Annotated in this window: 11 protein-coding genes; 4 read left to right on the top strand and 7 right to left on the bottom strand. The window is 44.2% G+C overall.

Going from position 1 to position 13,188, the window contains the following annotated elements; translation table 11 throughout:
- Window positions 1-20: 20 nt before the first annotated feature.
- Both lepB and cobT read left to right on the top strand, forming a co-directional pair.
- Window positions 21-536, top strand: a complete 516-nt coding sequence (gene lepB, locus ACIQXQ_RS03295) for a signal peptidase I (protein ID WP_402955273.1) — start codon at window positions 21-23, stop codon at window positions 534-536.
- 130 nt (window positions 537-666) lie between these two features.
- Window positions 667-1,713, top strand: a complete 1,047-nt coding sequence (cobT, locus tag ACIQXQ_RS03300) for a nicotinate-nucleotide--dimethylbenzimidazole phosphoribosyltransferase (protein ID WP_402868504.1) — start codon at window positions 667-669, stop codon at window positions 1,711-1,713.
- 40 nt (window positions 1,714-1,753) lie between these two features.
- Here cobT and ACIQXQ_RS03305 read toward each other — a convergent pair whose 3' ends face one another.
- From ACIQXQ_RS03305 to ACIQXQ_RS03320, 4 genes are all read right to left on the bottom strand, one after another.
- A complete protein-coding gene (locus tag ACIQXQ_RS03305) occupies window positions 1,754-2,275 on the bottom strand; it encodes an HXXEE domain-containing protein (RefSeq protein WP_402956020.1) in 522 nt (173 codons plus the stop codon).
- 33 nt (window positions 2,276-2,308) lie between these two features.
- Entirely contained in the window at window positions 2,309-4,204 is a 1,896-nt protein-coding gene (locus ACIQXQ_RS03310) for an N-acetylmuramoyl-L-alanine amidase family protein (protein ID WP_402955276.1), read from the bottom strand.
- Window positions 4,205-4,819: 615 nt separating this feature from the next.
- Window positions 4,820-5,419 (bottom strand): DNA-3-methyladenine glycosylase, encoded by a 600-nt coding sequence (locus tag ACIQXQ_RS03315; protein ID WP_402955279.1) that lies wholly within the window; start codon window positions 5,417-5,419, stop codon window positions 4,820-4,822.
- A 108-nt stretch (window positions 5,420-5,527) separates the two neighbouring features.
- Entirely contained in the window at window positions 5,528-7,096 is a 1,569-nt protein-coding gene (locus tag ACIQXQ_RS03320) for an MDR family MFS transporter (protein ID WP_402955282.1), read from the bottom strand.
- 256 nt (window positions 7,097-7,352) lie between these two features.
- Between ACIQXQ_RS03320 and proC the strand changes: the two genes are divergently transcribed.
- Entirely contained in the window at window positions 7,353-8,159 is an 807-nt protein-coding gene (gene proC / locus ACIQXQ_RS03325; protein ID WP_402955285.1) for a pyrroline-5-carboxylate reductase, read from the top strand.
- Window positions 8,160-8,241: 82 nt separating this feature from the next.
- On the top strand, window positions 8,242-9,609 hold the full coding sequence (locus tag ACIQXQ_RS03330) for an FAD-binding oxidoreductase (protein ID WP_402955288.1): 1,368 nt from the start codon (window positions 8,242-8,244) through the stop codon (window positions 9,607-9,609).
- 106 nt (window positions 9,610-9,715) lie between these two features.
- Here the strand turns inward: ACIQXQ_RS03330 and ald are convergent, their stop codons facing one another.
- The 3 genes from ald to ACIQXQ_RS03345 all read right to left on the bottom strand — a co-directional run bounded on the left by ald (window position 9,716) and on the right by ACIQXQ_RS03345 (window position 13,172).
- Window positions 9,716-10,849, bottom strand: coding sequence for an alanine dehydrogenase (ald, locus tag ACIQXQ_RS03335; RefSeq protein WP_402867523.1), 1,134 nt, complete (start codon window positions 10,847-10,849; stop codon window positions 9,716-9,718).
- 195 nt (window positions 10,850-11,044) lie between these two features.
- Window positions 11,045-11,869: an EcsC family protein gene (locus tag ACIQXQ_RS03340; protein WP_402867524.1), complete on the bottom strand. Its 825-nt coding sequence runs from the start codon at window positions 11,867-11,869 to the stop codon at window positions 11,045-11,047.
- A gap of 49 nt (window positions 11,870-11,918) precedes the next feature.
- Window positions 11,919-13,172, bottom strand: coding sequence for a PucR family transcriptional regulator (locus ACIQXQ_RS03345; RefSeq protein WP_402955291.1), 1,254 nt, complete (start codon window positions 13,170-13,172; stop codon window positions 11,919-11,921).
- Between the last annotated feature and the right edge of the window lie 16 nt (window positions 13,173-13,188).

The following is a 13,188-nucleotide window of genomic DNA, read 5'->3' on the forward strand; positions in this document are numbered from 1 at the left end:
TTGGAGCGAAAGGGGATTTCATGAAAAAAGAACTTTTTTCTTGGGTAAAATCGGTACTTATTGCATTAATCGTCGTTTTCATTTGTCGTCAGTTTTTATTTGTTCCAGTGACTGTAAAAGGTGAGTCCATGGAGCCCACTTACGAAAATAATGACCGGATTGTCGTTACGAAAGTCGGAAACATCGAGCATTTTGATATGGTTGTATTTCACGCTCCGGATGCAGAAAAAGATTATATTAAAAGAGTCATCGGACTTGCGGGCGATAGTGTGGAAATGAAGGATGACGTGCTTTACATAAATGGGAAACAATATAAGGAACCATACGTGGAATCAAAAAAAGAGGAAATCCAATCTGATGAAAACTTGACTGAGAGTTTCGACGTGAAAGTTCCAAAAGGGACTTTATTCGTAATGGGAGATAATCGCAGGCATAGTTGGGATAGCAGAAGGTTCGGTGTCATCCGCGAAGATTCACTTGTAGGGAAAGTGGAGTTTCGTTTCTTCCCTTTGAATGAACTGGGTGACCCTCAATGACATGATATTTTGTTGGTTAAAAAGAATCCTATTGATAGTATAGACTAATTCGAACTTTTAGAAGATGATAGGTAAAGGGCTTTTCCATTGGGTAAGGTCTTTTATTTGATATGTGGAGGTTTTTTGAATGATGAAGAATGGGCTAGCCACTCTATCCATCCCAGAGTTGGATGAAGAGATGGGAAGGCAAGTGAAAGGGTACGTGGATTCGCTGACTGTTCCGCAGGGAAGTTTGGGAAGGCTTGAGGAATTGGTTATCGAACTGGCGAAGATGACAGGCGAGGCCTTTCCGGAGGTGTCTAAACCAGGCGTGATCGTGTTTGCGGCAGATCATGGGATTACGGATGAAGGGGTATCCGCTTATCCAAAAGAAGTGACCGAACAAATGGCGCTCAATTTCCTTAATAACGGAGCGGCAATCAATGTATTCAGCCGTGCGATATCCGCTTACTTTGACATTGTCGATATTGGGATTGATGCGGATATTGAAGCACCTGAATTGACGTCAAGGAAAGTTCGTCGAGGAACTCGAAACTTTTATAAAGAGGACGCGATGACGCTAGAAGAAGTAAACCAAGCGCTTGAAGTCGGGTATGAACGGGCAGAGGCGATGATCGAGCAAGGTGCGAAATGTCTGATCCTTGGCGAAATGGGAATTGGCAATACGACAGCGAGTTCTGCCATCATCTCGGTCGTTAGTGGAAAAAGCGTGGAATCACTAGTAGGTCAGGGGACCGGCCTGAAAAGTGAAGGAATCATACATAAACAAAGAATCATTGAAGAGGCCATTTCATTAAGAAATCCTAATCCGAAAGATCCAATCGATATTTTAATGAAAATCGGTGGACTCGAGATTGCCGGTATGGCAGGGGCGATGCTTGCAGCAGCCAACAAACGAATACCGATTTTGCTGGATGGGTTCATTACGACAACGGCTGGTGTGATTGCAAACTTGATTTCGAATCGTTGTGCTGATTATATGTTCGTTGGCCATCAATCGGCAGAACCTGGCCACAGAACGGCCATAGAATGGCTTGGTAAAGAGCCGATTCTCCAATTGGACATGAGGATTGGGGAAGGAACCGGTGCTGCGGTTGCATTTCCCATTCTTCAGGCAGCGACGTTGGTCGTAAAAGAAATGGCAACATTTGAATCAGCAGGGGTATCCAATAAATAATGAAAACAAAGAGGCCTTCTTGATGGGGGCCTCTTATTTTTTATGTGAAAAATCCAGCTAAACGAAGCATAAGCCAGATGATCAGGGGGTAGGAAAGTAGGCTTCCGGTAAGCGTTACACACAAACTCCAAACTCGGACTACCTTATTTTTTAATACGTGTGCAAGCAGAATCATAGAAAAGAGACAGATGAAAAAGGCTGTAATAGCTCCTGGATTATACGAGCCAAAGTAAAAGAATAAAGCAAGATGCTGTACCGCATTGAAGAAAATGGCACCCTGTGTGAAGATGACCCAATGAATGGATGATAAGACCTGAATCTGATAAAGACAAATGATGAGGAATACTAGAACAGTCAAGATAGAAGCGGCAAGGATGAATTGAGATTGACTGATAAAAGGTATATGAAAGTGTTTTGTTAAGTATTCGGTCATACTTAATGATTCTTCCGAGTTGTGGAGGAGAAATAATAAAGGAATGAGCCATAACGTTTTGTTAATAGAAACACCTCCTTTAGGATGGGGAAGAAAACAAAATGGATAGAAAACCCGGACGATGAACATGTGAATGTCCATGAGTCCGGGCGGGTTGATCATCTACAGATTATAAGCGTCTACGTTGAAACCTTTTGCTTTGTAATAATCAAGTGTACCTTGATAGATTGCTTTGGCAGCCTGTTGTTTGTAATAAGTTTGTTTCAGTTTGGCTGCATCGCTAGCATTATCGATAAAACCTGCTTCCACTAGCGTTGCTGGCATGGAATTGTATTTTAGAACATAGAAGTTAGCTTCTTTTGTCCCTCTATTTTTAAAGTCCATATAATCTATCAATCTTGCTTGTATTTTTTGTGCTAGAAGTTTGCTATCAGCATTGTATGGATTGACGGCAGCCCTGCTATACGAACTATAATAGTACGTTTCGCCGCCAGTGCCACCGCCGGCATTAATATGGACGCTGACAAAGACATCATCGTCTGACTTCTTGTTCGCTGAAGCAAAGTCCATGCGCTTTTGCAGGGATTGGCTGGTGGAAATTTTACTTCCCGCCGTAACACTGCTTGTCTTTGAGGTTCTGGTCATGATCGTATGGATGGGTGTTTTATCAAATAAATCTTGTGCTCTCTCGCTGATTTCCAGAGTGAGAGCGGCTTCTTGCAGACCATTACCCACTGCACCGGGGTCCGTTCCACCATGACCGGGATCGAGAATGATGCTAAGTTCGCTTAATGGGGAGACGGTGGAGAGAGAATTATCCCAAACCCAGCCTTGAAGATTACCAGCCTGGATGTATCTCCAACCATTTTTCTCCTGAAAATAGCTCACGGTAGACCCTTTTGGGATAAGACCAATCGTTCCTAATGACTTTGTGGCAGATAAATATACATTTACATTATATATAGATTGAGAAACACCCTCAGATTTGGAGGAAATCTTCATCGTTTCCTTCATGTACTTATCTTCAATCCAACCCGTTGTATTGCTGCTTCTCACAGAGCGCCATCCGTTTTTCAGCTCTTTAATGGCAACTGTTTTATTTTTCGCAAGGGTTTTGCCTGTGGTTCCGCCGCTCTTATTAGGAGATTTGTAGATTTTAGCCGAACTCGTACCAGTGACTTTTGCGGTAGCAGTCGTGTCTACAAGAGAGTCTGACCAAGCCCACCCTTCATTTGATGAAGTTTGGATATATGTCCAATTTCCCATCGTTGCTAACGAAACAAGGGCTGTGCCATTGGTCACTTTTGTTTTAGCACCAGAACTTTTAGCTGGTCCTTTATATAGGTTGGCATAACTTTTCGCAATGACAGTTTGGTGTGAAAGGGTATCGTAATCGGTGTTAGTCAAGTGAGCGTTCCAAATCCAGTGGCTTTTTCCGTTTACAAACACATGACGCCAATTATTTTTCACTTCTGCATATGCGACAACACTACCGTTGCTCAATTTCCCAGACGTACCGTATTTCTTGCCGGCTCCATTATACAAATTGACATAACTAGCTTTGACCTTTCCTACACCGTATGTAGGCTGAATGTATTTCTCAGCTACCCATGCTTCCTGACCATTTACATAAATATGTCGCCAAGAGCCGGTCTTTTCAAATAGGATGGTTGTAGTACCTGCTTTTGAAGATCCTTCTTTCCCAAATGATGTTCCAGGTCCAGAATAAAGAAGATGTGAAGCTTTTCCGTTTGTCAGTACAGCTTCACCAAGAGAAGACTGTACAAACCTTGACGCAATCCAGCCATAATCATCGTTACTTTGGAAATACGTCCAGTTGCCGGAGGTTTTGATGATTGTCACCAATTCCCCTTTTCGCACTTTTCCGCCCGTTGTCCCATAAGCCTTACCAGGCCCTTTATAGACATTGGCACTGTTTATATTATGAATGATTCCCGTGTCATTGGATTCTGCAGCATTGACCTTAAGCGAAGGGCTGAGTGAAGTGGTCGTTATGAAGAATACGGCCATTGTAAGTAGTAGGATTTTTTTAAACATAATGGGTGACCTCCTTAGTTATAAGGACGCACAAAGAAAATGACTAATAATAACAGTCAGTTATGAATTGATCGTTATTATAAAAATGGCAACAAAGATTATGATTGTTCGAAAGGCACCTCCATTTATTTCAGCCGATATTTTTTCCATTTAAAGCACGTCTCGACATAATATAACATATTTAAGAGGTTTTGTTCAAAAAAATGTTAAATTGTGAGTTCTAAAGTTTCATGGATTTTAAGTATTGCTAGTCTAAAAGACTGGTTGTCTTACAAACATTTCCTTGAGACGGTGAAGACCAGTGAATTGAACACATCACGAATCAAAAAGGGAGGTGAATGGGTGGATTGGGAGTAAGCGGTAAAGTGGGTGAGGGAAGATGAAGGGAATAGCCAATGTACTTTTAGCAGGTAGACACTGGCTTTGCTTGAGAATGTTTCTTTCAATAAAGAATGACTCTGGCCATTTAAGTGGTAAGAGAGGCAAAAAAAGCGTGGGGAAGCCAGCAGGCGAAAAGAAATGTGTGCCGTACCGTTTTTTGTGCTAATCGGGACATTTCAAGGTTTTCAAAGCTTAGCTTTCACCCGCAATTTCTCTGCATTCGCTTTTGACATGCTAGCGTGAAATAAAAGGACTGCCGGTCACCCAAAAGCGCCAAGGATAGTCTTTCGCTTCCCCCGAGTTCCCGATGCCGATACGGGGTCCGCTTGAAATGTGATCGGGTCGTTTGCCGGAAGCAAGATAAAGTGGGGGTTCTGTAAACATATGTCCATAATCAGACATCGTGATGCCAAGTGCCTTGGATAACTTCCCGGGTCCATTCGTCAGTTTGCGGACATCAGAAAGACCACGCCTTTCATGCATTAATTCCACTCCCACATAGGGCTCCACTGCCCGAATCAAGATGGCTTCCGGAATTTCGGGACCGCCACTCACGACATTCACAAGGGTATGGGTATGCATGGAATATGTATAAATCATGCCGGACTCACCGAACATGACTTCCGTCCGCTTCGTCCTTCTATTGCCAAAGCTATGAGCAGCCCTGTCTATGGCCCCCATATAGGCTTCGGTTTCGACGATAAAACCAGCAGCCGTTCCTTCCGGGGTCCCTTTCACAAGCAGGCAACCCAAAAGGGATTGGGCCAGCTCAATCGTGGGCTGGTTGTAAAATTCCGGTGGCAAAATGGATGGGATGGTAGGTTCTTTTTGCATCGTATCACTCCAATAAGTAGGTTACAGTTAAAATTCCCTTATCGAAGAAAAAGAAACCTCAGGATACAAAATGAAAAAATCGACTACGCATGCAGCCGATCCATTAGCTTATAGGCTCCTATCGCTTTGCATTTCCTGATCCCGCTTGATTTTACCCGGCCCCACGGAAAGAGCGACCAATATTCCGGCAAAAATAAAAAAGACACCGGTAATGAAGACACTGGAAAAGGCATCGATCCAAGCATGTTCAATCGTCTTGATCAGGACTTGGCGGGCTTCTTCCGGCAGTTTCAGGTTTTCAGGATAAAGCATGATATTGAATAGCTTATCTGTCTGATTGGCTAGCCCTTTCAAAGCTTCATGCAGTACAGGGTTCTTTTCGCTCAGCACGGCATCATCCATATTTTGTTGAAGATGATGGTTCATGACGGCATTCAAGATCGTAATCCCCATCGTTCCGCCAATGGAACGAAAGAAGGTAGAGGCTGCGGTGACCGAACCAAGCTGCGACTTTGGGAATTCATTCTGAACGGCAATCATCAACGTCGGCATGACTAGCCCCATTCCCACTCCAAGGACTGCCATGAAAATAAAGGCGGTCAGGATATTGGTTTCACCATCCATCGTACTCATGAGGATGAATCCAAGCGTTGCAAAAAACATTCCGGAGGTAAGCACCGTATGAAAGCGGAAGGTTAACAGCAGCCGGCCCCCGACGATACTGGCGAGAATCATGCCGATCATCATCGGGGTCATGGTCGAACCCGCTTTAGTCGGTGACACGCCAAGCACGCCCTGCATGAAAAGCGGAACGAACATGATGGCCCCGAACATGCCAAGGCCCAGTAGAAACCCTAAAATGTTCGTGGTGGCAAATACCCTATTTTTAAATAGGGATAAATCCAGGATCGGTTCAATGGCCCTTCTTTCAAACACCACAAAAAGGGCAAGGAAAACGAGGGTGCTTCCAAAGATGGATATAGAGTCGATCGACATCCACTCGAACTTATCACCTCCGAAGGTCAAGCCCAACAAAAGCAACACGATGCCAGGGATTAAGGTGAAAATCCCTAGATAATCGATGTGAACGTTCTCTTTTTTCATGATGGTTTCATGCTTTAATCCGACGTAAATCATTCCTGCTGATAATAAACCGGTTGGTACATTGATGAGGAAAATCCAATGCCAGCTAATATGGTCTACAATCAGTCCACCCAAAAATGGACCGATAACGGCGCTTAATCCAAAAATGGCCCCGAAAACACCTTGCCATTTAGCTCTCTGTTCAGCTGTGAAAATGTCTCCGATAATGGTCTGGGATAAGGGCATGATCATCCCGCCCCCGATTCCTTGAAGGCCACGGTAAATGATGAGCTGCTCCATTGAAGTGGCGGTGGCGCATAAAAAGGAGCCAATCGTAAAGATGATCGTTCCCAGCAGGTAAAGGGAACGCCTGCCATATAAATCCGATAATTTCCCGACGATAGGAACGACGGTGGTGGAGGCAATTAAATAGGCGGTCGTCACCCAAGCGAAGATGGTGAAGCCATTCAATTCCCCGATGATCGTCGGCATTGCTGTACCGACAATCGTTTGCTCCAATGAGCTGAAAAACATCCCGATGATCAATCCGGTCAAGACAAGCTTGGTATTGATTGACTTTTTCTCCATGTCCATTTCGCGTCTCCATTCTTGTAAAGTTCAATCTACATTGTAAGATATTGACTAAGTGGCCAAAATTATAAACTTTTTCTGACTATATAGTCAATCCATATTTTTCGCTAAAAAAATCACTTGATTGGGATGGAATCTTAAAGGAATGGATCCCGTGATATTTTTCTTTTACACACACTAGGAAGTCTTGGGCATGTTTCTCATTTCTGAATCCGTTATAATAAGATACTAAATGAAGTTATGATTGGAAGTGGGAAATATGAATAAAAAAATTGGATTCATTGGATGCGGTAAAATGGGAGAGGCGATGCTGGGAGGCATGCTTCGTTCTGGCGTCGTATCTTCAGAAATGATCATGGTCAGTACGGCAAGTGTAGGGACCTTGACTAAAGTCACTTCAAAATATGGAGTGCAAGGGTGTTTGGACAATAAGGAAGTGGCAGGATTTGCCGATATGCTTTTCCTTGCTATTCCACCGTCCATGCACGAGCGGGTGCTATCTGAAGTGAAGGATTATATAAAAGAAGATGTTGTGATCGTTACGATGGCCGCTGGAATCACCTCGTCACAAATCGAAGAGGGCATCGGAAAACGGGTGAAGGTCGCAAGGACGATGCCGAACACTCCATCACTAGTAGGGGAAGGCATGACAGTAATCAGTATGAATGATGAAATCGATACTGCCGACATAAGGGAAGTCACAACACTATTGAACAGCTTTGGAAAAACGGAGCTCATCCAAGAACATCTGATGGATGCGGTGCCGGCAATCAGTGGATCTTCACCCGCCTATGTATACATGTTCATCGAAGCCATCGCGGATGGCGGTGTACGTGATGGTATCCCGAGGAAGCAAGCTTATCGGATGGCTGCCCAAGCTGTTTTAGGCGCGGCTAAAATGGTACTTGAAACGGAGAAGCATCCTGGAGCGTTGAAGGATGATGTGTGTACCCCGGGTGGTTCAACGATTGCGGCCGTTGCCACTTTGGAAGAGAATCGGTTCAGGGCAAGCGTTTTGGAGGCGATGAAGGCCTGCACGGATAAAACAAAGGGAATCAATCACTGAGAGAAGGGAATTTGCCTGACAAATGGGTAACTTCCCGGGAACTTTAATCAGAATATTTCGTTAAAAAACAGGGGGAAAAGACATGAAGGAACATATTGAACAATTAAGAAGCATTTTACCGGCAGGACAAATATCCGTGAATGAAACGATACTGGAACAACATAGTCATGATGAATCGTATCATGCGCCAAGGTTACCGGATGTGGTCGTTTATCCGAGAAATGCCTTAGAAACGAGTGCTGTCGTACGGTACGCCAATGAGCAAGGAATCCCAATCATTCCTTTTGGTTTGGGGTCGAGTTTGGAAGGGCATGTAGTCCCTGTAAACGGAGGGATCTCACTTGATTTATCCTTGATGAATAAGGTGCTTGAAATCAGCGCAGGCGATTTTTTAGTGAAGGTCCAACCGGGAGTAACACGGACACAATTGAATAAAGAACTGAAAAAATACGGGCTCTTTTTCTCGGTTGACCCAGGTGCCGACGCAACATTAGGTGGGATGGCGGCAACGAATGCAAGTGGGACGACTTCTGTTAAATACGGGATCATGCGGGATCAGGTTAGGGATATGGAAGTGGTGCTTGTGAACGGGGAAATTATACATACCGGAAGTTCAGCGGCAAAATCTTCATCCGGGATTCACTTGAATGGTTTATTTGTCGGTTCGGAAGGCACGCTAGGGGTATTTACCGAATTAACGTTAAAGGTCTACGGGATCCCGGAAGTGACGATGGCGGGGAGGGCCTCATTTCCAACCGTCGAAGCTGCGGTGGCAGCCGTGAATGGCATCATGGTTGCCGGCATTCCCATCGCACGAATCGAGCTAGTGGACTCGGAATCTATGAAAAAGGTAAATCAGTTCTTGGATAAGTCCTATGATGTAAAACCTACATTATTCTTGGAGTTTCACGGGAATGCAGCCGGGCTTGAGCAGGATGTGACATTCGCAAAGGAAATTGTCCGGGATTTAGGGTGTGAAGATATCCAGTTTGAAACGGATTCGAAAGCGCGTAACGAATTGTGGGAAGCCCGCCATAATCTTGCTTATGCATTCATCCATAGTGCACCAGGCAAAAAATTGATGGTAACTGATGTAAGCGTGCCTTTGAACGAATTGTCTCATGCCATTTTGGATTCGAGGGAAAAGATCGAACAATCGAAAGTGGAAGGTGCGATCGTCGGTCACGTGGGTGATGGGAATTATCATGTCTTGTTCATGGTGGACCTTAGTAACCCAGAGGAAGTGGTGGAAGCAAAGCGGATAAATGAGGAGATTGTCGAATACGCACTAACCAAAGGCGGTACGTGTACGGGGGAACATGGAGTAGGACTTGGGAAAAGAAAATATCAGCGGAGAGAGCACGGCACTGCATACGAAGTGATGAAAACGATCAAGCAGGCTTTGGACCCGAAAGGCATCATGAATCCTGGCAAAGTATTTGAAGACTGATCACACATAACGGTGGGTCGAAAATGATCATGTTCTGGTGCGTGTAGAAAAATACAAATACAAAAAAGGCTCCAGGACGTCATGAACGTCACTGGAGCTTATCATTTTAGGCATTAATATTATTTTGATCCAAGGCACTTACTACATTGACGTAGTTATATCCAAGGTCCGTCGCGACAGCCTCAAACGTGATTTCACCGTTGGCCACGTTTACCCCTTTTGCAAGGGCTTCATTTTCAAGAATGGCTTTTACAGCGCCTTTATTGGCAATTTGCAATGCGTAAGGAACGGTTACGTTCGTCAACGCAGTGGTCGATGTTTGAGGGACCGCACCAGGCATGTTCGCCACTGCATAGTGGACAACTCCGTGTTTTACGTAAGTAGGGTTGTCATGTGTTGTGATATGGTCAACCGTTTCAAAGATACCGCCTTGGTCGATGGCTACATCGACAATGACTGATCCCGGCGACATGGATTTGACCATTTCTTCCGTGACAAGTTTTGGAGCTTTTGCTCCTGGAATCAGGACAGCCCCGATGACTAGGTCCGCATCTTTAACGGCTTCCGCTACATTGAATGGATTGGAAATGAGAGTGGTTAACTGATTTCCAAAAATATCATCCAGTTGGCGAAGACGGTCGGGACTTAAGTCAAGGATGGTTACATCCGCTCCCAGACCGATGGCGATTTTGGCTGCATTCGTTCCAACCATACCACCCCCGATGACCGCTACTTTACCGCGTTTGACACCAGGTACACCGCTTAGGAGGATACCCTTACCCCCGTTGTTTTTCTCTAGGAATTGAGCACCGATTTGTGAGGCCATGCGTCCAGCGACTTCGCTCATTGGCGTTAATAATGGAAGTGTGCGATTTACGGAAACGGTTTCATAGGCAATGGCCAATACACCATTTTCCTTTAATGCTTTTGCCAATTCCGGTTCGGCGGCAAGGTGAAGATATGTGAAAAGAATCAAGTCTTTACGGAAATATTTATATTCAGATGGGATAGGTTCTTTTACCTTCATGATCATGTCCGTGCTTTCCCAGACGCTTGCAGCATCTTCGACCATGATGGCGCCGGCTTCCTGGTAGGATTCATTGGTGAAACTGCTTCCTAAGCCTGCGTTTACTTCTATAAAAACTTCATGTCCGGCATTGGCTAATGCCATAACACCAGCGGGAGTGATAGCTACACGGTTTTCGTTGTTCTTGATTTCTTTCGGAATGCCTATTCTCATCTAAAATACCTCCAATGGTTTCTTTTAAGTATTACCTAAAGTATAAACGCGATTGGAAAAGGTTAGTATGTGGAAATCAGAAAAGTGGAAAAGAGGCCTTTGTGGAATTCCACAAAGGCAGAGTCAAAAGGTATGGGTAACTATTGGATACGAGCCTGGATAACCAAGGTGTACGTAAGAAAATCTGACATGGAACTAATCAGTGGAACCGATTTCCTTCATTCGTTCTATAATTCTTCTTTTCTTATAAAGCATCATGCCTGTATCGGCCATATCGGAGATCATGGAACGATTGGTGAATGCACCAAAGATGATGCCTGCGACGGGAACCATCTGCAAAAGTTTCTTCCAACCGAATTGATCGCGATATGTATAGACCACTTCCCGCCAGCCTTGAAGCTCGGAAGCAATTTCTCTTTTAGATTCGGACCCAGGAAGGACCATGTTCTCCATTTCCTTTAAAAGCGTCTTTTTCCCGACGACATCAGATGTAGTGAACTGTAGGCATTTGACGATGAAAACCCGTTCCTGCTTGTCCCGTGGATTGTAACCATAGGCTACGGCCATGTCTTGCAGGGTTTTAATGGACATGCCAAGGAGGAGGGGGATATCGATGGCTAAAGTGAAAACTCCGCCTATTCCTGTACTGGCCCCCTGGACCGTCGCTAAATGACTACCCGATTTTTTAATATCTTGACCAACTTTGTCCATCACTTGGAGTGGCACATCCCTGGAGATATCTTCAATGGTAGTGATGTTCAAATTTGGGCTATGAACCTCCACCTTCCTGATGATGGCCGATTCCTTCGTTAGGTATTTGCCGCCTGTTTGTATGTAGCTACCTATTTCATCGAGCAGGGCACCCAACCTTTTTTGAATGAAGGACGGGGTCACTTTGTCGAGTATCTTAAAGGGGAGGCGACCGATCCGGTCCCAAAACCATAGACCTTTCTGTTCCTTTTCCCACTTATTTATGATTTGCAATTCTTTCTCAAGTTCTTCTCTTGGTTCCAGATTCATGGTGGTCATTCTCCTTTCCGTCTTCCTATCTTTACCCGTAATGTAAGATTCATCGTGCTTTTTTTAGAAATTCTTTATATTGTTCAATCTTGATATCTAGAAAGAGGGACATCTTTTGAATCGGGTCCTTTAGGCGGATATTCCCGATTTCACTTATCCGTTTTAATCGGTAGTTCAACGTATTCACATGGATATGGAGACTCCTTGAAGCTTCATTGGGATTGCCGTCTTTTTCGAGATAGATGGTCAGTGTGTGCAATAATTCGGTCTGATTTTTCATATCGTATGCTTTGAGCTTTAAAACAGAAGGATGGACCGTTCGCTGTTTGTTGTTTGCAAAGACATCAAGCATTTGAAACATGCCGAGCTCTTCATAATGCAGGATGTGATTCATATCGTTTGGAAAAATCGACTTCATTTTCAGGGTATATAGCGCTTCCTCATAACTTGATTTCACGTCGGTCAGGTTTTTATACATGTTCCCGGATGTTCCAAGGATATGTTCCACACCAAACCGTCGTTGCATTTCCAATATGAAGTAAGGGATGAATTCATAAGTGGAGAAGGCAGATTCATTCTCCTGATTGAATCCAGTAAAAAGGATGAGCCTATTCTGGTCTATGGCAAAAAGGAAACTATGAATCTTTTGGGTGGTCGTTAGCATATAGGAAATGAAACGTTCGACTTCACGGTTGATTTCGTTTGGGAATTCAAATACCAATATGGAAAAGACGACTGGGACATGGATGGAAAACTTAGTGAAATGCTCGAGTATTTCCGATTCTTCCTGATAGTGTCCCGTCAACATGCGCCAAAGAAACTCCTGGTGTCCCGCTTCTTTCCTTTTCTTTTTCAATTGCAGTTGTTGTAGTTGATTTTTGGCTTCCTTGGCAGAGAAGTGGAGAAATTCCATATCCTCTTCGGAGAAAGGTTCGTTTACTTCCAATGCCCAGATGAAGCCCAGGACTTCATTGTTTTTCCGGATGGAAACCGCTGCCCGATTGCCAAGCCCGACGTCATGCCTGGCATCTATTTTTATCGGCATCCCATCTTTCAACAAGGAAGGGATGATGCCGTCTTTCCATAAGCTATTGATGACTTTTTCGGGTACCCGTCTGCCAATAATGGTCATGATCCGGGCTTGGTCTGTTGTATCATCATGGGTACTATAGGCAAGGAGACGATGGTTTCCGTCTTCTATTGTAATCGGACAACCTAAAACGGAACTGATTCTATCAGCAAACTCCATCATATCCCCATAAAGGTCTTTAAAAATATCTCTATTTTTCGTAAATTCCTTCATACTGCTAAGGCACCTC

This window comes from Peribacillus sp. NPDC097198, from assembly GCF_044762055.1.
In the GTDB taxonomy this organism is placed as follows: Bacteria; Bacillota; Bacilli; order Bacillales; family DSM-1321; genus Peribacillus.